Annotated in this window: 21 protein-coding genes and 5 tRNA genes; 4 read left to right on the forward strand and 22 right to left on the reverse strand. The window is 48.4% G+C overall.

Annotation, left to right across the window (positions count from 1 at the left end; translation table 11 throughout):
- Positions 1-2: 2 nt before the first annotated feature.
- The 17 genes from rpsG to THAL_RS03190 form a co-directional block, all read right to left on the reverse strand.
- Entirely contained in the window at positions 3-485 is a 483-nt protein-coding gene (gene rpsG, locus THAL_RS03110) for a 30S ribosomal protein S7 (RefSeq protein ID WP_012991663.1), read from the reverse strand.
- Positions 485-883, reverse strand: coding sequence for a 30S ribosomal protein S12 (gene rpsL / locus THAL_RS03115; RefSeq protein WP_012991664.1), 399 nt, complete (start codon positions 881-883; stop codon positions 485-487). The genes rpsG and rpsL overlap by 1 nt, the downstream gene beginning before the upstream one ends.
- A gap of 27 nt (positions 884-910) precedes the next feature.
- The gene (gene rpoC, locus THAL_RS03120) at positions 911-5,611 is read right to left on the reverse strand and encodes a DNA-directed RNA polymerase subunit beta' (RefSeq protein WP_012991665.1); all 4,701 of its coding nucleotides are present in this window, start codon (positions 5,609-5,611) and stop codon (positions 911-913) included.
- Positions 5,608-10,017 carry a DNA-directed RNA polymerase subunit beta gene (rpoB, locus tag THAL_RS03125; RefSeq protein WP_012991666.1) on the reverse strand — a complete coding sequence of 1,470 codons (4,410 nt, stop codon included), beginning with the start codon at positions 10,015-10,017 and terminating at the stop codon, positions 5,608-5,610. Before rpoB ends, rpoC begins: the two co-directional genes overlap by 4 nt.
- Positions 10,018-10,153: 136 nt before the next feature.
- On the reverse strand, positions 10,154-10,546 hold the full coding sequence (gene rplL, locus THAL_RS03130) for a 50S ribosomal protein L7/L12 (RefSeq protein WP_012991667.1): 393 nt from the start codon (positions 10,544-10,546) through the stop codon (positions 10,154-10,156).
- Between the two features lie 12 nt (positions 10,547-10,558).
- Complete coding sequence (gene rplJ, locus THAL_RS03135) at positions 10,559-11,095, reverse strand: 50S ribosomal protein L10 (RefSeq protein WP_012991668.1); 537 nt, start codon at positions 11,093-11,095, stop codon at positions 10,559-10,561.
- Positions 11,096-11,107: 12 nt separating this feature from the next.
- Positions 11,108-11,833, reverse strand: coding sequence for a 50S ribosomal protein L1 (gene rplA, locus THAL_RS03140; RefSeq protein WP_012991669.1), 726 nt, complete (start codon positions 11,831-11,833; stop codon positions 11,108-11,110).
- Between the two features lie 4 nt (positions 11,834-11,837).
- Positions 11,838-12,275, reverse strand: a complete 438-nt coding sequence (gene rplK / locus THAL_RS03145) for a 50S ribosomal protein L11 (RefSeq protein WP_012991670.1) — start codon at positions 12,273-12,275, stop codon at positions 11,838-11,840.
- A gap of 11 nt (positions 12,276-12,286) precedes the next feature.
- Entirely contained in the window at positions 12,287-13,012 is a 726-nt protein-coding gene (nusG, locus tag THAL_RS03150; protein WP_041434075.1) for a transcription termination/antitermination protein NusG, read from the reverse strand.
- Positions 13,012-13,206 carry a preprotein translocase subunit SecE gene (gene secE / locus THAL_RS03155; protein ID WP_012991672.1) on the reverse strand — a complete coding sequence of 65 codons (195 nt, stop codon included), beginning with the start codon at positions 13,204-13,206 and terminating at the stop codon, positions 13,012-13,014. Before secE ends, nusG begins: the two co-directional genes overlap by 1 nt.
- A gap of 15 nt (positions 13,207-13,221) precedes the next feature.
- Positions 13,222-13,294: transfer RNA gene (locus THAL_RS03160), tRNA-Trp, on the reverse strand.
- Between the two features lies 1 nt (position 13,295).
- Entirely contained in the window at positions 13,296-13,454 is a 159-nt protein-coding gene (rpmG, locus tag THAL_RS03165) for a 50S ribosomal protein L33 (protein WP_012991673.1), read from the reverse strand.
- 10 nt (positions 13,455-13,464) lie between these two features.
- Positions 13,465-14,682, reverse strand: coding sequence for an elongation factor Tu (tuf, locus tag THAL_RS03170; protein ID WP_012991674.1), 1,218 nt, complete (start codon positions 14,680-14,682; stop codon positions 13,465-13,467).
- A gap of 18 nt (positions 14,683-14,700) precedes the next feature.
- A tRNA-Thr gene (locus tag THAL_RS03175) sits at positions 14,701-14,773 on the reverse strand.
- 18 nt (positions 14,774-14,791) lie between these two features.
- Positions 14,792-14,863 (reverse strand) — tRNA-Gly (locus THAL_RS03180).
- Positions 14,864-14,870: 7 nt separating this feature from the next.
- Positions 14,871-14,955 (reverse strand) — tRNA-Tyr (locus THAL_RS03185).
- Positions 14,956-14,966: 11 nt separating this feature from the next.
- Positions 14,967-15,039 (reverse strand) — tRNA-Thr (locus THAL_RS03190).
- 66 nt (positions 15,040-15,105) lie between these two features.
- Here THAL_RS03190 and THAL_RS03195 point away from each other — a divergent pair.
- Positions 15,106-16,323, forward strand: coding sequence for a 2,3-bisphosphoglycerate-independent phosphoglycerate mutase (locus THAL_RS03195; protein ID WP_012991675.1), 1,218 nt, complete (start codon positions 15,106-15,108; stop codon positions 16,321-16,323).
- Positions 16,324-16,463: 140 nt separating this feature from the next.
- Here the strand turns inward: THAL_RS03195 and THAL_RS03200 are convergent, their stop codons facing one another.
- Positions 16,464-16,730, reverse strand: coding sequence for a bacteriohemerythrin (locus THAL_RS03200; protein ID WP_083762863.1), 267 nt, complete (start codon positions 16,728-16,730; stop codon positions 16,464-16,466).
- Positions 16,731-16,826: 96 nt separating this feature from the next.
- On the opposite strand from THAL_RS03200, the gene THAL_RS03205 reads away from it, so the two are divergent.
- A complete protein-coding gene (locus THAL_RS03205) occupies positions 16,827-17,750 on the forward strand; it encodes a cytochrome c biogenesis protein (RefSeq protein ID WP_012991676.1) in 924 nt (307 codons plus the stop codon).
- 1 nt (position 17,751) lies between these two features.
- On the opposite strand, the gene THAL_RS03210 is transcribed toward THAL_RS03205, so the two are convergent.
- The 4 genes from THAL_RS03210 to THAL_RS03225 are packed head-to-tail and all read right to left on the reverse strand — an operon-like array spanning position 17,752 to position 21,339.
- Positions 17,752-18,972 carry an EAL and HDOD domain-containing protein gene (locus THAL_RS03210; RefSeq protein ID WP_012991677.1) on the reverse strand — a complete coding sequence of 407 codons (1,221 nt, stop codon included), beginning with the start codon at positions 18,970-18,972 and terminating at the stop codon, positions 17,752-17,754.
- 7 nt (positions 18,973-18,979) lie between these two features.
- A complete protein-coding gene (locus THAL_RS03215; RefSeq protein WP_012991678.1) occupies positions 18,980-19,615 on the reverse strand; it encodes a riboflavin synthase in 636 nt (211 codons plus the stop codon).
- The gene (locus tag THAL_RS03220) at positions 19,615-20,364 is read right to left on the reverse strand and encodes a dihydroorotate dehydrogenase electron transfer subunit (RefSeq protein ID WP_012991679.1); all 750 of its coding nucleotides are present in this window, start codon (positions 20,362-20,364) and stop codon (positions 19,615-19,617) included. Before THAL_RS03220 ends, THAL_RS03215 begins: the two co-directional genes overlap by 1 nt.
- 6 nt (positions 20,365-20,370) lie before the next feature.
- On the reverse strand, positions 20,371-21,339 hold the full coding sequence (locus THAL_RS03225) for an ABC transporter permease (RefSeq protein ID WP_012991680.1): 969 nt from the start codon (positions 21,337-21,339) through the stop codon (positions 20,371-20,373).
- Positions 21,340-21,370: 31 nt separating this feature from the next.
- Between THAL_RS03225 and THAL_RS03230 the strand changes: the two genes are divergently transcribed.
- Entirely contained in the window at positions 21,371-22,558 is a 1,188-nt protein-coding gene (locus THAL_RS03230) for a coiled-coil domain-containing protein (RefSeq protein ID WP_052293038.1), read from the forward strand.
- 22 nt (positions 22,559-22,580) lie between these two features.
- Positions 22,581-23,789: a baeRF12 domain-containing protein gene (locus THAL_RS03235; RefSeq protein WP_012991682.1), complete on the forward strand. Its 1,209-nt coding sequence runs from the start codon at positions 22,581-22,583 to the stop codon at positions 23,787-23,789.

The raw sequence follows: 23,789 nt of genomic DNA on the forward strand, positions 1-23,789 counted from the left end.
TCCTACCATCTGAAATGGGCAAAAACCTTGTTGGCTTCCGCCATGCGGTGAGTGTCTTCCTTCTTCTTTATGGCGCCACCCTTACCCTCCAGAGCATCGAGGAGTTCTGCTTTCAAACGCTCCACCATGGTGTAGCTACCTCTGTGTCTGGGGCGCTCTCTAGCAGCTTCCACAAGCCACTTTATGGCCAAACTTATCTGCCTACGGGGAGGGACCTCTATGGGAACCTGGTAGGTGGCACCACCCACCCTCCTGGGTCTCACCTCGTACTCAGGTTTGAGATTTTCAATTACCTTATGTAATAGTTCCACCGGGTGAAGTTTGGCCACCTTGGCTGCTTCTTCAAGAGCCGTGTAGACTATCCACTCAGCCACACTCTTCTTGCCGTCCTTCATCACCTTATTGATGAGTTTATGAACGAGAACATCACCGTATTTAGGATCAGGGGGTATCTCTCTAGGTGGTACAGGTCCCTTTCTAGGCATTACTTACTACCTCCCTTTTGAGCTTGTTGCTTAGGTCTCTTGGTACCGTACTTAGATCTGGACTGCCGCCTGTTGGCCACACCGGCGGCGTCGAGAGCACCCCTTATGATCTTGTACCTCACACCGGGAAGGTCCTTCACCCTTCCACCACGTACCAACACTATGGAGTGCTCCTGCAGGTTGTGTCCCTCACCGGGTATGTAAGCGGTTACCTCTATACCGTTGGAAAGCCTCACTCTCGCCACTTTCCTGAGAGCAGAGTTAGGCTTTTTGGGGGTTACCGTATACACCCTGACACAAACCCCCCTTTTCTGAGGGTTACCTTGCAAAGCAGGTGCCTTACTCTTCTTCTTCTTCTTCTCTCTACCCTGTTTTACCAACTGATTAAAGGTAGGCATGGCTATCCTCCAAAAGGCAAGCTATTATTATACAACATCTTTACCAGTCCTCACTTTCTGTTCTTGAACGTCCACGTGGCTGTACTCCATAACACCTGTACCGGCGGGGATGATGTTACCTATTATCACGTTCTCCTTTATACCTCTAAGATCGTCTACCTTACCCTCGCAAGCAGCATCGGTAAGGACCTTGGTGGTCTCTTGGAAAGAGGCTGCAGAGATCCAACTTCTGGAACTGAGGGCCGCTTTGGATATACCTACCAGTATGGGTTCTACCTTAGGTATCTTACCTCCTTCTTCCTGAATCCTCTTGATTTCTTCGTCCAGCTCCTCTATGTCCACCTCTTCGTTTACCAGGAACCTGCTGTCTCCAGGATCAACCACCCTCCTCTTGCGCAACATCTGTCTTATTATCACCTCGAAGTGTTTGTCGTTTATATCAACACCCTGTAGTCTATAAACCATCTGTACCTCTTTGAGTAGGAACTTCTGAAGTTCCTCCACGCCCTTTATGCGCAGGATCTCTTCTGGAACCGGTGTACCATCGGTGAGAGGATCTCCCGCCTGTACCACGTCACCGTTCTTGACCAGTAGATGTTTGCCTTTGGGTACAAAGTACTCTCTCTGCAGACCTGTTTCTTTGTTGTACACCACCACCTTATAACCTCTTCCCTTTATCCTCACCTGGCCATCTATGTCCGCCACCAAGCTATCGGTTATACGTGCTCCCTTCTGTATGAACTGGCCGTGTGTAACCAGTATGTACTCATCCTTCTTTATGCTGTACTTTCTAGTTTCTCCAGTCTTAGGGTTGAAGAGTATCACCTCGTCGGCATCTTCGTAAATCCTCACTATACCGTCTATCTCGGACAGAACAGCTGGGTTCTTGGGTCTTCTTGCCTCAAAGAGCTCCTCTACTCGTGGCAGACCTCCCACTATGTCCCGTACTTTGGCTATCTCCTTGGGTATTCTTGCCAATACATCACCGGGTTCCACGTAGTAGTCCTTCACCACATAGTATCTGTGTTGTATCTCAGCACCCTCAGACTCGGTACATGTGGGACAGACATACCATTCGGTTTGTAGCTTCTCAGCAGGTATGCTGATGATGGAGTTGACGGGAAGGTCGTAAACAACTTCCCTGCCGTCAGGTGTTGTAACTACGATACGAGGAGTGTGAAGCATAGCATCTTTGGGTCTCGTAAAGGAAACTACAGTGGAGGTTTTACCGGTGAATGGATCCCTCTCCTCCTTGACGGTGATGTCCAGGGCTATGTCTTTGAACTCTACCTTACCGCCTTCCTCTGCTATTATGTAGGTGTTGAAGGGATCCCACTCTGCCAAAGTGGTACCGGCAGGCACTTTCTTGCCTTCCTCCACCAGTATATGAGCAGCGTAAGGAACAGCGTGTCTTTCCAACATCCTACCTTCGGCATCCACTATGCCTATGGCACCATCTTTCGATATGTTGACCCACTTACCTTCTCTGTTCTTTATGAGCTTGATGTTGTAGTACTTGACGTACCCTTCGCTTTCGTTAACCAGTTCACCTTTCGCACGCTCCGCTATGGCAGCACCACCGATGTGGAAGGTCCTCATGGTGAGCTGTGTACCTGGCTCACCTATGGATTGAGCAGCTATTATACCCACCGCCTCACCTATATCCACCAGCTTCCTTTGGGAAAGATCCCATCCGTAGCACATGGAGCATATGCCAAACTTAGCTTCGCAGGTGAGAGGAGAACGCACCTTAACTTTCTCTATACCTGCGTGCACTATCCTGTCGGCCAGTTCTTCATCCACTACAGTGTTGCGTGTCGCTATCACCTCACCTGTGTAGGGATCTATAACATCCTCCGCTAAGGTCCTTCCCACTATCCTGTCTTTTAGGGGTACCTTCTCTTCACCTCCCTCCACTATGGCCGTCATCTCTATTCCCTTGGTGGTGTTGCAGTCCCTTTCGGTGATCATTATGTCTTGGGCTACGTCCACCAACCTCCTGGTGAGATAACCTGCAAAAGCGGTCTTGAGAGCTGTGTCCGCGAGACCCTTCCTGGCGCCGTAGGTGGAGATGAAATACTCTAGGACCGTAAGACCCTCTCTAAAGTTGGCCACTATAGGTGTTTCTATGAACTCACCGGTGTGTTTTGCCATGAGACCTCTCATGGCCGCCAGCTGGCGTATCTGATCTCTGTTACCACGAGCACCCGAGTTGGCCATCATGTAGATGGGGTTAAAGATACCCGGATAGGTCTTATCCCCTTCTTTTCTCGTGCTCTTTTCTATTTCTTCAAACATGGCGCGGGAGACTCTGTCGGTTATCTCGGACCACAGGTCTATTATCCGGTTGTATCTTTCCTTCGCTGTGAGTACACCTTTCTTGTACAGATCCGCTATCTCATCTGTTTGACGGAAGGCCTCTTGGATTATCTCCTTCTTCACGGCCGGTACCTGAAGATCATCTATGCCTATGGAAACAGCGGCTTTGGTGGCCATTCTGAACCCTAGGTCCTTAAGGTCATCCAGGAACTTGGCTGTTCTTTCTACACCATAACGTTTGTACACATCGCTCACCAGTTTTGAAACCTTCTTCTTGTCCAGAGGGTCGTTGACGAAAGGATACCCTTCCGGGAGTATGGTGTTGAAAAGCACCCTTCCCGGTGTGGTTTCTATCACTTTACCGTTTTCTAACCTAAGCTTTATCTTGGCATGTATATCCACCTTTTGGTTTTCAAGGGCCAGAAGCACATCCTCTTTACTGAGGAAAAGTTTCCCTTCTCCCTGTACTCCCGGTACTTCCTGCGTTATGTAATAAAGACCCAGTATTATGTCCTGGGAGGGCATAGTGATAGGTTTACCGTGAGCAGGGGAGAGGATGTTTTGGGTAGAGAGCATGAGAATGTAGGCTTCCAACTGGGCCATTATGCCCAGAGGTACGTGAACCGCCATCTGGTCACCGTCAAAGTCAGCGTTGAAAGGTGGACATACGAGAGGGTGAAGCTGTATAGCCTTCCCATCTATGAGGACAGGTTCGAAGGCTTGTATAGAAGGTCTGTGAAGGGTTGGCGCTCTGTTGAGGAGCACAGGGTGCTGTTTTACCACCTCCTCTAGACATTCCCAGACTTCAGGTGTTTTCTGTTCTATCAACTTCTTAGCGTGCTTTATGGAAGTGGCGTAACCCTTTTCCTCCAACCTCCTTATTACGAAAGGTTTGAAGAGTTCAAGAGCCATTATACGAGGCAGACCACACTGGTGCATCTGGAGTTCAGGTCCCACCACTATAACAGATCTTCCCGAGTAGTCCACTCTTTTACCCAGCAGGTTCTGTCTGAAGCGTCCCTGTTTTCCTTTCAGGTAATCAGCTAGAGACTTGAGAGGTCTTCCGTTTTGGGTGACTACTCGGCCACCTTTACCGTTGTCTATGAGGGCGTTTACCACCTCCTGTAACATACGCTTCTCGTTCCTTATGATGATGTCGGGTGCGTCGAGCTCTATAAGCCTCTTTAGTCTGTTGTTTCTGTTTATGATACGCCTATAAAGATCGTTGAGATCAGAAGTGGCAAACCTTCCACCTTCCAGAGGCACGAGGGGTCTCAGCTCAGGGGGAAGAACCGGCAATACTTCCAGAACCATCCACTCAGGTCTGTTTCCGCTCTTTATGAAGCTCTCCACCAGTTTTAGAACTCTCAGTTGTTTCTTTATGCGAGCTTCTGAAACCTCTTTCAGAACAGCCTGTCTTATATCTTCTTTGATCCTCTCAAAGATAGGGAGGTCTTTCTTGGTTTGCCTGAGGTTCTCATAATAGACCTGAATAGCCTCTTTACCCGTCATACAGTCTTCTCCGCAGTCCTCCTCTACTACCTTGCCCGTCTTTACGTTCAGATAAAGTTCCTCGTTCAAAATGCCCAAGAGAGCCTGCTCTAAGGTAAGTTCCTCCGGATATTCCAGAGGTACACCGTAAAGGCGTAGATCATCGGCCAGTACCTTCACCATACGGTGGTAGATCTTTTTGTATCTACCCTCCAGTTGTTTACCCATATCTTCGTAACTGAAGCTGTAGGGTTTTACCTCCTCCCTAAGTTTCTGAGCGTAGGCCTCCAGATCCAAAGAGGCCAGAACTTTCTTTATCATCTCTGCCCCCATCCCACCTTCAAACTTGTGTTCCAAGTTGGGGGCATATACCTCCATGTAGGTATCTTCGTCCACCACGTGAAGCTTCACAAACTTAGTGTTGCCCATATCGTCCTTGAGGGGTATGGTGTCCTCAGCTTCTCTGAAGTCTCTCTCCTCTTCCTCCGTAGTGGGATACTCTATGACCAAATAGTTCTCGAAGTATATGACTCTCTCCACATCCCTAACACTGAGGCCCAGCAGAGTACCTATCTTGGAGGGGGAACTTTTGAGAAACCATATATGCACCACCGGTGCAGCCAGTTCTATATGTCCGAACCTTTCCCTCCTTACATAGCTCCTTGTTACTTCTACACCGCACTTCTCGCATATTGTTCCTTCGTACCTTTTACCCCTGTACTTTCCACACAGACACTCGTAATCCTTGATGGGACCAAAGATCTTGGCACAGAAGAGCCCCTCTTTCTCAGGTTTGTGGGTTCTGTAGTTGATAGTCTCAGGTTTTTTTACTTCTCCGTAACTCCAGCTTCTTATCTCTTCTGGAGAAGCTAACATCAGTTTGATTCTCTCAAAGGGTAAAAGCCCCTTCCTTTTCATGTTTCATCCTCCTCCTGCTTTTGAACCTTGTCACAGGGAGCAGACCCTCCGTTCTCACACTTTACATCAAGCCCGAGGGCCTTCAGCTCCCTGACCAAGACCCTGAAGGATTCAGGTATACCGGGCGTGTAGGTATAACGCCCTTTCACTATGGCTTCGTAAACGTTGCTTCTTCCCTCTATGTCGTCGGACTTGACGGTGAGCATTTCCTGAAGGGTGTAGGCTGCTCCGTGAGCTTCCAGTGCCCAAACTTCCATCTCTCCAAGCCTTTGTCCACCAAACTGAGCCCTACCACCGAGTGGTTGTTGTGTGACGAGGGAGTAAGGTCCTGTACTACGTGCGTGGATCTTGTCATCCACCATATGTATGAGTTTCAACATATGCATGTAGCCTACGGTGACACGCATGTCAAAGGGCTCACCCGTTCTGCCGTCGTAGAGAACCGTCTTACCATCCTCAGGAAGCCCTGCCATCCTGAGCAGTTCCTTTATATGCTCCTCCGAGGCACCTTCAAAAACAGGTGTGGCCATAGGTATACCCTGCTCTTCGTATTGGGACACTACAGCTTCCAGTTCTTCATCCGACAGAGAGTTTATGAAATCTTCCAGAGCTCTGACGTTCTGACCATCTTCCGTATCACCCACCGCATAGATCTTTTTCAGGAACTCCAGCACCGCAACCCTGTCCCTCGTTCTTCTGAAGAGTTCTCCTACCTTCTTACCCAACTCCCTGGCAGCCCAACCTAAGTGGGTTTCCAGTATCTGTCCTACGTTCATACGGGAAGGAACACCGAGAGGGTTCAGCACTATATCTACAGGTGTGCCGTCTGGGAGGAAGGGCATGTCCTCTACAGGAAGCACCACCGATATAACACCCTTGTTACCGTGCCTTCCCGCCATTTTGTCACCAACCTTTATCTTCCTCTTCTGAGCTATGTACACCTTTACGAGAGCTATCACACCTTGAGGTAGATCCGTTCTACTACCTATGCTCTTTATCTTCTCTTCGTAGATCCTCGTTATGGCCTCTGTCTGAGCCTTTGCCCTGTCCCTTATCTCCCTTATTTTGTTACACAGATCCTCGTCGTCAAAGAAGTTATCAGGCTTGGTCAACACGTAGTTGATGATCTGGGAGAAGATCCTCTCATCCACCACTGTTCCGGCAGGATATGTCTTCTTCTTCACAGTTACATCCTTATCCAGCTTCCTACCCACTACCAAACCTTGTATGACCCTGTCCCTACCTTCTATTATCAACCTCTTCTTTTTCTCCAGCTCCTTCTCCAACTCCTCTCTTTCGGCCCGCTCCACAGCCTCCGCCAGATAATTTCTCCTTTCTCCCACCTTTCTGGCAAACACTCGCACATCCACCACTATACCTTCCACACCGGGAGGACAACGTAAGGAAGTATCCTTCACATCCCTTGACTTTTCTCCGAATATGGCCTGAAGGAGCTTCTCCTCAGGAGTGAGTTGAGACTCACCCTTAGGTGATACCTTACCCACAAGGATATCACCAGGCTTCACGTAAGTTCCTATCTTCACTATCCCAAACTCGTCCAGATGGGCAAGAGCCTTTTCCGGTACCCCGGGTATGGACCTGGTGATTTCTTCGTAACCCAGCTTTGTCTCCCTAGCTTCCACCTCAAGTTCTTCTATGTGTATGGAGGTGTAAACATCGTCTCTCACGAGACGCTCTGATATGACGATGGCGTCTTCAAAGTTGTATCCTCTCCACGGCATAAAGGCCACCAGCACGTCCCTACCTAAAGCCAACTCTCCCTTGTAGGTAGATTGTCCATCTGCTATAACGTCACCCTTCTTCACTTTCTGACCTTTGGTTACCAAAGGCCTTTGGTTTATACAGGTGTTCTGGTTAGTTCTGGCAAACTTCTCCAAGAGGTATATGTCTATGCCTATATCGGTAGGATCGTTCATATCTATTTCATCGGGATTGACCCTTATCACTATCCTTCTGGCATCTACCTCCTCCACTACACCACCTCTTTTGGCCAACACGAGAGCTCCACTGTCATAGGCCACCTTTCTCTCCATACCCGTACCCACCAAGGGAGCACGGGGGAATATGAGAGGTACCGCTTGTCTCTGCATGTTGGATCCCATGAGGGCCCTGTTGGCGTCGTCGTGCTCCAAGAAAGGTATCAGAGAAGAGGATACGGAAACCACCTGTCTTGGGGAAACGTCCATGTAATCCACCTGCTGCGGTCTTACCACCTGTATGTCGTTCTTATAACGTGCGTACACTCTATCGGCCAGTATACTACCGTCCTTGCTGTAAGGCGTGTACTGGGCTATCACATAGTTTTCTTCTTCGTAGGCAGCCAGATACTCTACCTGATCGGTAACCTTACCTTCCACCACTTTTCTGTAAGGAGTGATGATAAAACCGTACTCGTTGACCTGAGCGTACACGGTAAGGGATGTTACAAGACCTATGTTCTGACCTTCCGGTGTCTCTATAGGACATATACGCCCGTAGTGAGAAGGATGAACGTCCCTTATCTCAAACTTAGCACTTTCCCTGGTCAGACCTCCCGGACCTAGAGCAGAGAGCCTTCTCTTGTGAGTGGTAGCAGAGAGGGGATTGGTGTTGTCCAGATACTGAGAGAGAGCACCTCCCTTCAGGAACTCGTAGATGGTAGAAGTAAGATACCTAGGTTGAAGTAGGTCCTGGGGTTTCAGGTTAGGATCATCGGGGTTTACCACGGTGCATCTGTCCCTGAAGTATTTTTCCATACGGGCTATTCCCACACGAGCTTGCCCTTCTAGCAGTTCACCTACAGATCTTACCCTTCTGTTGCCAAGGTAGGCTATGTCGTCCTTCTTTTCCCTTCCGTACCTAAGGTTTATAAGATACTTGACGGTGTTCACAAGGTCCTGTGCTGTTAAAAAGCGTGCTTTATCCTCTGTGTAGTCCTTTACTTTTACCTCCGCCTTCTCCTTGAAGACCTCTTTAAGGATCTCCTCCGTGACCAGCTGACCCTCTTTGTAGGGACCTACGCTCTCCGCCAGAGCGAGGGGCGGCAACTCCCCTAGTCTTCCTATATCATCCGCCTTAAGCACTTTGGGAACTTTATACACCTTAGCGTTTATCTTGACTCTACCTACACGGGAAAGGTCGTACCTGGTTAGATCTCCGAAATACACACTGAAGTGCGTACGAGCTCTGCTCACCAGATGTTCCAGTTCCATCACCATGGGTTCCACTGCCCTCAGTTTCTTGTAGATGTCCACGAGGGCTATGTCCCGCAGGGAGAACTTGGAGGGAATCCTCATAGGACTTCTGCCTTGATCTCTGGGAGAGCATTCCGCTATGAGGGTTTCTAAGATTACCTTACCGTAAGGACTCTTCAGGGCACTCTCCCTAGGTACAGCCACCACCAGATCCAGCTTTATCCTGTCATCTTTGAGGAGGCGCTCCAGCTGAGAAAGCTCCTCCAGATAACGCTCTTCTATAAACTCCTCCTCCGTCCCTTTACCCTCCAGAACACCCCTGTATCTCATTATGGCAAACAGATGGTGTCCTTCCAGATCCTCTATGCTAAACTCCTCTCCTGTCTCTTGATGGAACAAGAGGCCATCCCTCACTATAAAACCTTTCGTTTCGGGATAGAAGGCCTTCAGGATCTGATATGAGTTCTCTAACCCGAATGCCCTCAAAACGAAGGTACTTCCCACTTTCTTTTTATCTACTCTCGTAACTAAAACATCAGAGGTGGTGGAAAGTTCAAACTCTATCCGTGAGCCCTTATCGGGGATTATACTGGCTCTGTAGATAACCCTTACAACGGTGCTCTCCTTAGGTCTTTCCTCTTTCTCCTCAAAGAACACACCGGGAGATCTGATGAGCTGGTTCACCACCACCCTTTCACTTCCGTTTATGATGAAGGATCCCCACTCTGTCATCATGGGGATCTCACCAAAGTACACCTTACGGGGCTCACCTACACGTTCCCCTTTCTTGGTCTTAGTCCTTAGGCGTACCATGACCCTGAGAGGAACCGCGTAAGTGAAACCCTTAACCTTACACTCCTCCACACTGAACTTTTCCTTATGAACCAGAGGTGTACCACACTTGGGGCAGGCCACACCGTAACCACCAAGAAAACTGTGATCTTTGCTGGCGCTGTAACCACACTTGTTACACTCCCACTCTCCCACCTCGTACCCAAGATACTCTATGGTGATCTTTTCGTCCGGATCCTTAAAGGGGAAAGAGGTTCTAAAGAGATACTCAAGACCCTTAAGCTCCCTCTCGTGGGGAGCCTTCCTAAACTGCAGGAAGCTCTCAAAGGATTCCTTAGGCAAAAAGAGGAGGTAAGGCGGTTCTACAAGTTCGTTACGTCTGCCAAAGAACTTCCTCAAAGGTGCCAGACTCATCCTCATAACTTAACCCCTCACGTGGAGTATATTGGAAACTCTTTATTATAAAGGAAAGGTAACCGTCTGTCAACATGTATAAAAACAGAAAACCCCGCCTGTGGGCGGGGCTCTCCTTCACCCCTTACGGAAGATGGTGTGATCACTTTATCTCCACTTCTGCTCCAGCTTCCCTCAGTTTCTGAGCTATCTTCTCCGCCTCTTCCTTAGAAACCCCCTCTTTCACAGGTTTAGGAGCTCCCTCTACGAGGTCCTTAGCCTCTTTTAGACCAAGACCGGTGATCTCTCTCACCACCTTTATGACATTTATCTTGTTGGCTCCCGCACTCTTGAGGATGACATCAAACTCCGTCTTTTCCTCAGCTGCAGGAGCACCTGCTGCAGGAGCACCGGCAGCTACTGCTGGAGCAGCCGCCACCATAGCGCTGGCAGACACACCGAACTTCTCTTCTAACTTTTTGACCAGTTCGGCTACTTCCAGCAGTGTCATGTTGCCTATGGCTTCCACAATTTCGTCAATGGTAAGGGTCGCCATGTTTATACCTCCTTACTGAGATTTTTTCTCCTCTATAGCTTTCAAAACAAGTACCAACTTCTGTGGTGCGCTCTTAAGGGCCAGTATAAGCTGCAGTAATGGTGCCTGCAGTGCACCCATGAGCTGAGATATGAGTACTTCCTTGGGTGGTAGCTCTGCCAGAACCTTAACTTCCTGAGGAGTAAGGAATCTTCCCTGCATATAGCCACCCTTTATGTGGCTGAGGGGATCTGTAGAGTCCAGTTCCTTGGACACCTCGTATATCCTCTTGGCTACTACCACAGGATCACGGTAAGCGAACACAAGGGCTGTAGGGCCAACAAGAACATCCCGGTGGTCTGCCATGACAGTATCCATAAAGGCTCTGTAAAAGAGCGTGTTTTTACCAACCAGGATCTCGCCACCCATATCCTTTATCTCAGCCCTCAGTTGAGACATGGGATAAGCGTCCAATCCGGTGAAGTTAAAAAATATCACCAGGTTAGACTTGGATATCTTCTCTTTGTAGGTTTCCACCAGTTTAGCTTTCTCCATTATACTCTTTCTCATCACTCACCTCCTCTACGCAGCCATCTCTTGGAGTTTCTTGAGAACCTGCGCTATATCCACCTTTACACCTGGCGTCATTGTACCTGACAAGGTGATACTCCTCACATACTGCCCCTTCGCTCCGCTCGGTCTTGCTTTCACCACCGCGTCTATAGCTGTGTAGATGTTCTCTATGAGCTTACTTTCGTCAAAGGATATCTTACCTACAGGCATGTGAATGTTACCTGTTTTATCCACCTTAAACTCCACACGTCCTTTTTTGGCCTCTTCTACCGCTTGTTGGATATTGTTGGTAACGGTACCCGTCTTAGGATTGGGCATCAACCCTCTTGGACCGAGGATCTTACCTAGTCTGGCTACTTTGGGCATTATCTCAGGTGTGGCTATAACCACATCAAAGTCCGTCCACTCTTCTTTCAGGATCTTGTTGATGAGCTCCTCACCACCTACGTAATCGGCACCTGCCTCTTTGGCCACCTTCTGAGCCTCACCTTCCGCCAGCACCAACACCTTTATCTCCCTTCCCAAACCGTGAGGCAGTATAACGGAGCCTCTCACCATCTGGTCAGCGTATCTGGGGTCTACGCCCAGACGCATTGCCAGTTCCACAGTTTGATCAAACTTAGGCCCACATTCCTGATGCATTTTCTTAAGAAGAGCAACAGCCTCTTCCACTGTATAAGTTTTTTCTCTGTCGTACAACTCCAAACATTTTCTGTAACGCTTTCCTCTCTTCATGGCATTACTCCTTCCAGCCTTCTATCTCTATACCCATACTGCGGGCTGTACCCGCTATGGTTCTCATAGCGGCCTCCAGGTCCTTCGTGTTCATATCCTTAAGCTTTATCTTAGCTATCTCCCTCAGTTGGTCTACCGTTATCTTACCCACCTTCTGACGCTTGGGATCTCCTGATCCGCTCTCCACACCTGCCGCTTTCTTGAGAAGATAGGAGGCAGGAGGTGTTTTCATAATAAAGGTAAAACTTCTGTCCTGATATATGGTGATCACCACAGGCACTATTGTGCCAGGTTCAAACTCCTTACTGGCAGCGTTGAACTGTTTGACAAACTCCATTATGTTAACACCGTGCTGTCCAAGAGCAGGTCCCACAGGAGGTGCAGGTGTAGCTTGCTGAGCAGGGAGCATAAGCTCCACCTTTGCCATAACCTTTTTAGCCATAAAAAACCTCCTCAAAGTTTTTCTATTTGAGAAAAGTCCAACTCTACCGGTGTGAGTCTTCCGAATATGCTTATGAGAACCACCACCTTCTCCCTTTCAGGATGAACCTCGTCCACAGTTCCAGTAAAGTTCATGAAGGGACCTTCTATCACTCTCACCTGATCTCCCTTCTCAAAGAGGACTTTGCTGGGTCTTACACCTTTTTTCACGAAAGCTATGATCCTCTCTACCTCTCTCTCGTCTAAAGGTGCCACCCTTCCACCTGTTAAAACAGGTCTGTATATGTGAGGTGTTTTCTCAATGGCCCTCAAGAGAGAGTCATCCATGTCCGCCTTTATGAGAAGGTAACCAGGAAACATTTTGGACTCTAGAATTATCTTAGCCTCCGTCTTGTTCTCCTTACACGTTATCTTCTGACCCGGTTTGGAGATAGGGGGAGCCTCCACGCACAGATCTCCCTCCACACTCTCTATCACCCTAACCTCTCCGTTCTCTATCCTAAAGGTGGTAACGCCCTTTTTACCCAGAACACTTATGTCCCTGTTGTTACCCCTTAGAGAGAGCCTGTACTTCTCCTTACCCATAGTTTTTATGACCACCTTCTCCTCTGCCGGGACCACCACCTCCTGCACTTTATCCTGAAGACCCTCTATCTCCAGCACTTTAAGCAAATTCTCCCTGGCGGTGGCCTCTTTTCCAGCCTCTACTTGTAGAGCATACCACCTGTACTCACCCATCATCCACCCCTCAGCGCCAGAAGAAAACTTATGAGCCTCGTAAAAGCCAAATCCACCACCCATAGGTACAGTCCTGTAAGTAAAGAAAATATTATAACACCAACTGTGGCCCTCACCACAAGATCCTTGGTAGGCCAGGAAACCTTACCTAGCTCCTGCTTTACTCCCTTTAGGAAAGCTCTGACCTTCTCCATACACCTCTCCACATACGGGGCAGGGAGGACTCGAACCCCCAACCGCGGGATTTGGAGTCCCGCGCTCTGCCAATTGAGCTACTGCCCCTTTACTTCACCTCTCTATGTAATGTATGCTTCTTACACCACTTGCAGTACTTTCTTAGCTCAAGCCTCTGAGGCTTCTTCTGCTTGTTTTTGGTGGTTGAGTAGTTCCTTCTCTTACACTCAGTACAAGCCAGTACAACTACTTCTCTCACCGCCGCCATCTTTCAACCCTCACTCTAAGATCTTGGTAACGACACCAGCTCCCACAGTCCTTCCACCTTCCCTTATGGCAAACCTCAACCCTTCCTCCATGGCCACAGGCTTTATCAACTCCACTTCCAACTCTACATTATCCCCAGGCATCACCATCTCCTGCCCCTCAGGCAACTTCACCACCACACCAGTCACGTCCGCTGTCCTAAAGTAAAACTGTGGCCTGTAACCAGCAAAAAACGGACTGTGCCTTCCTCCTTCCTCCTTGCTCAACACATATACCTGTGCCCTAAACTTCCTGTGTGCCTTCACACTGCCAGGCTTCGCCAACACCTGACCACGTTCCACATCGTCCTTCCCTACTCCCCTCAACAACACTCCTATGTTGTCTCCAGGTAACGCCTCGTCCAACACCTTCCTAAACATCTCTATAGACGTCGCTACCGTCTTCAACGGCTCCTCCCTTAAACCTACTACCTCCACTTCCTCTCCAGGCTTCAGTGTCCCCCTCTCCACTCTTCCCGTCACCACTGTACCACGTCCAGATATGCTAAACACGTCCTCTATAGGCATCAAGAACGGCTTGTCTGCTTCTCTGACTGGTGTGGGGATGTATTCGTCCATCGCTTCCAACAGCTGTAGTATGCTCTGACACCACTTGTCAGGCTTGCCCCCTTCCAGCTCCTGTAATGCACCCAACGCTGATCCCCTTATAACGGGCACTTCATCACCAGGATACTCATACTTGCTGAGTAGTTCCCTCACTTCTAGTTCCACTAGATCCAACAGCTCCGCATCGTCTACCATGTCACATTTGTTCATAAACACCACTATGTACGGTACGTTCACCTGTCTCGCTAAAAGTACGTGCTCCCTCGTCTGGGGCATGGGTCCATCTGCCGCTGAAACCACCAGTATGGCTCCGTCCATCTGCGCTGCTCCCGTTATCATGTTCTTGATGTAGTCCGCATGCCCAGGACAGTCTACGTGAGCATAGTGCCTCTTGGCTGTCTCATACTCCACGTGGGTTATGTTTATGGTGATTCCTCTTTCCCTTTCTTCGGGTGCCTTGTCTATCTCCTCGTACTTGGTGCACTTGGCTTTACCGCCAGGCATAAGTCCGGCACCCAACACGCACGTTATGGCTGATGTTAAGGTGGACTTCCCGTGGTCTACGTGCCCTATAGTCCCTACGTTAACGTGCTCCTTCTCCCTTACAAACTTCTCCTTAGCCATGCTTTACCTCCTTATTTAAGCCCAGGACCGGACTTGAACCGGCGACCTCACCCTTACCAAGGGTGTGCTCTGCCCGCTGAGCTACCTGGGCTCTTTTTCAAAGTTTAAGAGCGGGCGACGGGACTCGAACCCGCGACCTGCTGCTTGGAAGGCAGCTGCTCTACCACTGAGCTACGCCCGCTTCTGTATGGAGGGGGCAGGATTCGAACCTGCGCAGGGCGGAAGCCCGGGGGATTTACAGTCCCCTGCCTTTGGCCGCTCGGCCACCCCTCCTACCTCTGCCAAGCTGGCGGTGGGACTTGAACCCACGACCGCGGGATTACAAATCCCGCGCTCTGCCCACTGAGCTACGCCAGCTTATGGCAGAGCAATATAATATCATAAACCAAAAACTTCAGCTTTTCAAGTATAATGGATAGAGCCATGGTGGAGAGTCTTACCATCAGTAACTCTACGAAACTACTACTGATAGTTTTGGATGGCCTCGGTGGTCTGCCTGTAGTAGAGGGTAAGACAGAGCTGGAGCTGGCAAAAAAGCCCAACTTGGACCAACTGGCCAAACGTTCCGCATTAGGTATGCATATACCTGTCGATTACGGTATAACACCCGGAAGTGGCCCCGGCCATCTGGGTATATTTGGCTACGATCCTATAAAGTACCAGATAGGTAGGGGTATTCTGGAAGCTTTGGGTCTTGGGATGGAGGTGAAAGACACTGATATAGCGGTTAGAGGGAACTACGCTACTGTTGAGAGGAAGGATGGAAGAATACTGGTTAAGGACAGGAGAGCTGGTAGAATACCTACCGAAGAAAACAGGCGTATAACAAGAAAACTGGCGGAGAACATAGGGGAGATAGACGGAGTAAAGGTCTTTATAGAGGCTGGCATGGAGCACAGAACAGCGATAGTGTTCCGCTTTCCCCACCCTCTACCTCCTGACAGTCATCTCATCAACGACACCGACCCCCAGAAGGAAGGGAAAGAACCTCTTGAGCCGAGGGGTCTCAATGCCTCTTCTGAGGAAGTGGCTCGTGTGGTGAGACTCTTTCTTAAAAAGGTGGAAGAAATTCTTGCAGATGAACCGGTGGCCAACTACATGCTACTGAGGGGTTTTGCTCAGAAACCTAAGATGGAGGACTTTTACCAGAGATTTAAGCTAAGGGCATGCGCGGTAGCTGTGTATCCTATGTACAGGGGACTTGCCAGTTTGGTGGGAATGGATACCTTACCTGTGGCAGGATCTACCCTTCAGGATCAGATAGAAACCTTGAGGAGTGTATGGGACAGGTATGACTTTTTCTTCCTTCACATTAAGAAGACGGACTCCTACGGAGAAGATGGTAACCATTGGGGAAAAGTCAAAGTGATAGAGGAGTTTGACGCTCACCTTCCTCAGATACTGGAGCTTAAGCCGGACGTTTTGGTAATAACAGGAGATCATTCTACACCCTCCCTTCTGAGAGGCCACTCCTGGCATCCTGTACCTGTGTTGCTTCACTCTCCTTACGTTTTAGGAAACACGGCAGAGTCTTTCACCGAGAGAGAATGTCTTAGAGGTGAACTGGGAATATTTCCGGCGGTAAAGCTTATAAACCTTATGCTAGCTCACAGCTTGAGATTGGCCAAGTACGGAGCATGATTCATACAATCCCCTTCTGTTTGGCATATAGCCCGTATTTTTTATCGGTTCTCGCTATGTGATTGTAGAGCCATCCCCAGCTTAAAGCAAGAGCCTCTCTGAAAGCTTTGACGTCTCCTGTCTCCACGTGGGGCAGAAGATCATAGATGACTTTTCTGAAGGTATCGTGAACCTTTTCTGTGATTATCTAAGTCAGGATAACCGATTTTTTCCATGAACTCTTCCTCATCCTTCAGATGAGTCTCCACATACTCCACCAACTTATCCCTAAAAACTTTAATAGCCTTTTCCCTCTCACCCCTCTCCAGCAAAGAAGTTACCTCATTAAGGAGCTCCACAAGAACCATATGCTGCCGATCCATCTCCTCAACCCCCGTAAGTAACTCGTTCACAAACTGGAGCTTCATGTTCAAACCTCCTTATTTTTTGATATAAATATAAAATTCTTCTTAAAAATGCCTCCTCTGGAAAATGGTGGACGATGGCATTATTATTAAAAGGCTATGAGAGAGGTAGGCTTTGAGGAGAGAAAGGTTTCGGGTACGTTCTTTGCCCTAGGTGGGCTTACAGCAGCTTTGCTTTTGTTCCTTATGGAAAACGTCATCTTGAAAGGAATAAGTAATGTACTGTGGTACCGTTTTGCCTTCGGCACCTATGCCATTGCCGCCGTTCTTTACGTACTGAGCTTTATTTTTCGTAAAAGAAAGCTGGAGAATCTTTCGAGCTTTGTCCTTTACGCAGGCCTTGTGTTTAACCTAACAGGTATGATGAGTAGGGGATGGGAGTCTTATCAAATGGGTGCTTTTCACCCTCCGTGGAGCAACCTCTTCGAGGCTCTCACTTTCTGGAGTTTTGTGGTGGGTGTTTTATACCTCCTTCTGGAGAAAAGTTATAACCTGAGAGTGTTGGGGGTCTTTGTGGTTCCCATCATGGCCGGCCTGTCTGGTTTTGCCATATTCTACGCCTCCCACCAGCTCACGCCTCTGATGCCGGCACTGAGAAGCTACTGGCTTTATCTTCATGTGGTCACCGCTTTTATAGGATACGCGGGTTTTACGGTGGCCTTCGGTGCAGCGGTTCTTTATCTTCTGAGGGATCGCATAGGCGGTCTGCCTTCTGAGGATACTTTGGATGAGATAACCTACAGGGCCATAGTCCTTGTGTTTCCTGTCTGGACACTGTCCATAATACTGGGTGCCATGTGGGCCAGCGAAGCGTGGGGTGGCTATTGGAGCTGGGATCCTAAGGAGGTTTGGTCTCTGATAGTGTGGTTGTTTTTCGGGGCTTATCTGCACGCACGCCACATGCTGGGTTGGAGGGGCAAGAGAACCGCATGGATGGTAGTGGCAGGTTTTGTGACGGTCCTCGTATGTTTCTTCGCCATAAATCTGTTCTTCCCAGGTCTCCACAGCTATGCTACTGATTGAATCAAAAACCTTCAAAGATGGCTCTGGCTTCCTCCTTAGCCTTTTCCATAGCTTTACGTACACTCTCGGGAGTGGTCCTAAGTACCTTCGCTACCTTCTGTATGGTGTCTTCGTTTCCCGCATCTTCCAGAAGTTCCACCACCGATAGGAGAAAACCTATCTCGTTGAGCTTTCTTTCGTAAGCTTCCTGTATGTCTTTGTCCAGTGCCAGTTCACGGGCAACGTCTTCCGGTTCCTCTCCAAATATCTCTTTGGATAAGGAGAAGAGGCCAGCCATGTAAGCCTTGTCTTTCACATGAGGTGCATAGATCTCAGCCAGCTTCTCAGTGAGTAATGCTCTACACACCGCCCTCTCCCAAAGATCCTTATCCTCCTCGGGGGCGAACATCTCGGAAAGTGCCAGTACGATGGCGAATTTCACCACATTGTCGAAACCGAGATACACCACAGCCTCATCCAGTTTACTTATGTTCCTCGCCTTTGGAAAGAAGGCAGAGTTTACAAACTTAAGAAGTTTGTAAGTTGCGCCCACGTCCTTTTCCAACACCTCCACCACCTTCTTCATATCCTTCTCTCTTATAGCATTGTACAGCTTAAATAGCGTACTTTTGAGGAAAGCTATGGTGCGTGTATCTCTTATAACTACAGGTTTAGAGAGATAAAAGCCTTGAAAATACTGAAAGCCTATAGAATACGCCCTTTCATAGTCTTCCTTAGTTTGTATGTTTTTTGCTATTATTCCTTTCTTCAAACTCTTAAGTATGCTAACAACTTCCTTAAGTTCCTCATCATCGTAAGGGTTGTTTCGAAAATCTATCTTCACAAACTGACACTTGTTAAGAAGGGGAAGATAGTCTATTTTCTCAAAACCGAAATCATCTATACAGAACTTGAACCCCCTCTTAAGGAGAGTGTTGATAGAGGCAAGGAGCTCGTTGCTCAACCTTTTGTTCTCCACCAGCTCAATACCTACGTACTCCGGCGGTAGAAGATCGAACATCTCCGCTGAGAGAAATATGGCGGGTACGTTTACGAAAACAAGGTGTCCGTTTCCTACTCTCTGTGGTCCCATCTGGACAAGCACATCTACAGCCATACCGGTGGCCTTAAGAGGGTCCAAGTTCTCAGGATACTGTCCGGTTAATCTGTCTTGCACAAAGATCTCATAGAAGGCTACCTTACCATCTCTATCGTATATAGCTTGTTTGCAAACTACATGCATGATTTAATTATAGTAACTCTCCCAGAAACCCTTCTATAAGTTTTTCTAATCGTCCACCCCTATGTTTCCTTATATAGTTGATGATGTACTTGCCTATTACATCCACCTCCACGTTGAGGAGATCTCCCACCTTCTTACTTTTGAGATTAGTGTTGTTGTAAGTGTGGGGTACCACAGTGATAGTGATGGTATCTTCCCTCACTTCGTTTACCGTCAAACTTATGCCATCTATACCCACAGAACCCTTTTCCACAAAGTACAAGGACCACTCGGTTGGTATCTCTACCTCCATATGCCAGAAATCACCCACCTTCCTGAGATGGCGCAACTTTCCGCAGAAGTCTACGTGACCGTAAAGTATATGTCCGCCCAACCTCCCTCCCACCTGAAGAGCCCTCTCCAGATTGACGGACATTCCCCTGGTGAGACTTCCCAAGTTACTCCTGCGTAACGTTTCGTAAGATACATCGAACTCCAAAAGATTCTCCTTCACTGAGACAACGGTGAGACACACACCGTTGACAGCCACACTGTCACCCACCTTAACGTCCTGAAAGTGGCAGGATACACCTATTCTACGCCCCTCGGGTTTGAAAGAGATAAACTCCACATAACCTACCTGTTCCACAATTCCCGTAAACATCACAGAACCACCTCACTGGCTTCAAAGACAGGACCTTCGTAACAGACTCGCGCATACCCACCCTTCTCCTTACCCACCACACAGCCAAGACAAACCCCCCAACCGCAAGCCATGCGCGCCTCCAGAGAGAGAAAAACCCTTCTTCCGGCAGATCTGTTTTTGATGGCCCTAAGCATACCAACAGGACCACAGGCATGTACAGTCCATGTACTATCAACATAATCAAGAACGTCAACAACGGAACCCTTCTTGCCTTCCGAACCATCCTCTGTATAGAGGAGAACTTCAAACCCTTCCCTCTTCAGCCAATGAAGAAGAGCAAGTTCCCTTTTAGTTCTGGCACCGTAAGCCACGAGGACCTCCTTACCCATTCTGATGAGCTTTTTACCCAAGAAGGTGAGGCCGGCCATACCTATACCTCCACCCACCAAAAGATGCTTGTCCCCTTCTGTAGAGAAAAGACCTTTACCTAAGGGTGCCAGCACGCTCACCTCCTCTCCTTCTCTCACCTGGCTAAGGAGAGCGGTGGCTCTCCCCACTACCTGGTACATTATGGTAAAACTACTTTCCGTAGCGTCGGCAACAGCAAAAGCTCTTCTACCAAGAGGATCCAAACTTTTCCAGCTTCTCATCATCACAAAATGCCCGGGTTTCAGAAGGTCTACCACAGGGCCACCTTCCAGCTCCATCAACCATGTGTTGTGGGATAAAGGCTCGTTTCTGAGGACTTTAAGCTGAAGGTCTTTCATGTTAACTCACCTCTTGGAAAGCTCATCTCCCAAAAGGTTAAAGGCTAGCACCAAAAGAAAGAGGGCCACACCCGGAGAAAGTATCCAAGGATAGTAAGGGATGAGGTTTATGTTACGAGCTTCTGCCAGCATGTTACCCCAACTGGGTTGAGGCTCTTGTACACCCAAACCCAAGAGGCTTAGGGCCGACTCTCCCAACACATAGGCGGGGAAAGATAAAGTGGCTGATACCACAAGGTAGTAGTAAGTGTTGGGGATGATATGTTTAAAGAGAATGCGCCACGTACTCGCTCCGTAAGTCTTCGCAGCGTAAACAAACTCCTTCTCCCTTATGGAAAGCACCATTCCTCTCACCACCCTAGCGAGCCCAGCCCAACCCACGACAGACAGGATAAACACCACCGCCAGAAAGACCTGTGTGGGATCCATGTTAAGGGGAAAGAGAGATCTAAGAGAGAGCATAAGGTAAAAGGTGGGAATAGACATAAGCACCTCCACCAACCTCATGATGACGCTGTCGGTTCTTCCCCCTACGTACCCCGATAAACCACCCACCACCACTCCTATCACGAAGGTAACACTCACCCCCACAAGACCAACCAGTAGGGATACACGGGATCCATAAAGGAGTCTTGAAAAAACATCTCTTCCTAAGCCATCAGTTCCGAGAAGGTAGATGTGACATGGCTTGTCCACTGCTATCAACTTAAACCCGTACTCGGTCCTTTTGAAGAAGCTGAGATAACAGACGGTAGAAGAATCTTCCCTGTAGACTTTAAAAACAGGATCCTCCAACACGTAAGGATGCACGTAGGGACGTGAGAGCTTACCATCTTTGATAAGGTGTATACGTGTAGGTGGGTGATAGGGAGCCTTTCTGTTCTGAAGGTGGTAGGGATAAGGGGCGAGGAAATCTGCCAACACAGCGCACACCACAAAGATGCTCAGTAAAGTGATGGGAAAAACCAACCTCATGTCCTAAGGAAAAAGTATAACTTATAGAACTATGGCTATAAGGGAGCCCTTTGTACTGGCATTTCTTATGGCATCCAGCTTATTCTCCCTTAAATACCTCTCTATGTACTCACCCATAAGCCTTTTCCCAGAGGATCTTTCACAGATAGTAACCCTTCTTTCCTTCATATCCGTACTTTATCTCTCCTGGTTGTTTGGGGCCAGGAGGGAAGTGATAGGTTGGATAGGTTACATCTTCCTTTTTCAGGTGATAGGAAGAGCCCTGATGGAAAGAGATTACGGGACAGTTACGCAGAACTTACCTCCTTTTCTGTTAGCTTTACTTTTCACACAGCTTTTGGAACCTCCGTATCAGAGGCGTATAAGGGAGTTGGAAGATCTTTTAAGGCGCAACGAAGAAAACATAAAGAAACTAAAGCGCGAAAGCTTGGATGCACAAACCAAACTGGAAATCCTTCTAAGGGAGAAGGAAGAGATAGAGAAAAAACTGGAAGGACTAGAACTATCCCAAAAGGAAATTGAGAGTTTGAGAAACCAGTACAGGGAAGTTCTGAGAAACTTGGAGACAGCAAAGAGGGAGCTTGTCTCTTACAGAGAGAGAATGGAGCGTCTTGTGGAAGCTAACAGGGGGCTTTTGGAGCTTTTAGAGGAGGTTCAGAACAGTAGACCTTCCCTCAACAAACAGGAGGAACTTTCACGACTTAGGAACGAAAGGAGAAAACTCCTGAAAGAGGTACAACAGATGCAAGCCCTATTGGAAGAGTTGGACCGAGAAAACAGAAACTTGAGGGAAGAAGTAGCCCAACTGAAGGAGAAGCTGGAAGAGCTTTCCAAAGAAAAGCAGCTTTTGGAGCTGCATCTGGAAAAAGAGAGATCTTCTACTTCTTCCAGAAGGGAAGTCATCTTGGAGTATCTGAGTGATATTTACGAAAACATAGAGTGGGAGTCCCGAGCTTTGGACGAACTTATGGATCTGCCACGCACCAAGAGAAGGGAGTTTTTCAAGGAGTTACATATCTTGAATCTTACGCAACCCACCGACCAGTTGAAACCCATGAGGGGGGTAAAGGACATCTTCAAACTGAAACCTAAGGGAGGGAGAATATACTTCACCTACGGGAAGAACCGCAGGTGGCTGGTGGTGGGCATCTTGAACTCGGAAGATAACAAGGACAAGGAAAGGTATCTAAGGGAGGTTTTGGTAAAATATAGTAGTTAAACCATCTTCGCGGAGGAGGAATATGAGAGACCTGAAGAGAATCCTCGATAATCTTACGTCCTTCCAACCTGACGGATCTCCTGTGGTGAGTCTCTACCTGAGACTTATGCCCGAGGACAGGGTAGACAGAAGGTACCTGAAGACCTTTAAAGATATCGTCAAGGCCCACAGACAATCCATAGAGGAGAGGTTTGGTAGCCAGCAGGTGGAGGAAGATCTGAGAAAGATAGAGAATTTTCTTTCAGAGCTGGAAAACATGAAAGGTTCACGAGGTGTAGCCATCTTTTCCTCCTCCAAGAGGGATCTGTGGGAGGTGGTGCACCTCCCCTACGTGTACAGAAACAGACTGATGGTTTCTTACGTGCCCCTCATAAGGGAGATAGCGGCTATTGATGAGGAATTGGGAAGAGTAGGCGTACTCCTTATAGACAGAAAGCATGTAAGGTTCTTCCTTATGGATATGGTGGAGACTGTGGAGATGTTGGATTTTCTAGAGCCTTTGGCTACAAGATCCCACAGATTTCACAGCGGTGGTGCTCTGCTGAAAGGTGCTGAAGGAGCCATGAGGTACTCCATACCTTCACGGGGTACACCGGCTTATGCCTCGGCTCATGCCTACGGTGAGTACAGATTCCACATGAGGATAAGGGAGGAAAAACACAGGCTCTTCAAGCTGGCCAACGACGCCCTTATGGAGGCTTGGAAGGAGAGCAAGTTTGATAAGTTGGTTATCGGAAGTGAAAGGGACGACATAAGGGAGATAGAGAACCATCTTCACACGTATCTTCTTGAAAGGCTGGTAGGTTACATCAACGTGAACGTAAGCACCGCTTCACCCCATGAGGTTAGGGAAAAGGTTCTGGATCTTCTGTGGCAGAAAGACAGGGAAGAAGAAGCGCATTTGGTGAAAAAACTGGAGGATTTAGTAGGAAAAGGATTAGCGGTGAACGGAACGTCCTTGGTACTGCAACAGCTTTACATGGGTAATGTAAAGACCCTCCTGGTCCCGGAAGACTTTCAGAAGGCAGGTTACTTTTGTCCTAAGTCCCACATACCTGTGCTCAACCCTGAATGTCCCATGGAGGACGAAAAACCTTATTCTCTACCCGACATAGTGGACGAGGTGATAGAACTGGCGTTGGAAGAGAGGGCAACGGTGGAGATAATAGTAGACCCCCATCTTCAGAAAAAGATAGATGGGCTGGCTGCCTTTCTTAGGTTCAGCATATAG

It is taken from the genome of Thermocrinis albus DSM 14484 (genome assembly GCF_000025605.1).
Lineage (GTDB): Bacteria > Aquificota > Aquificia > Aquificales > Aquificaceae > Thermocrinis > Thermocrinis albus.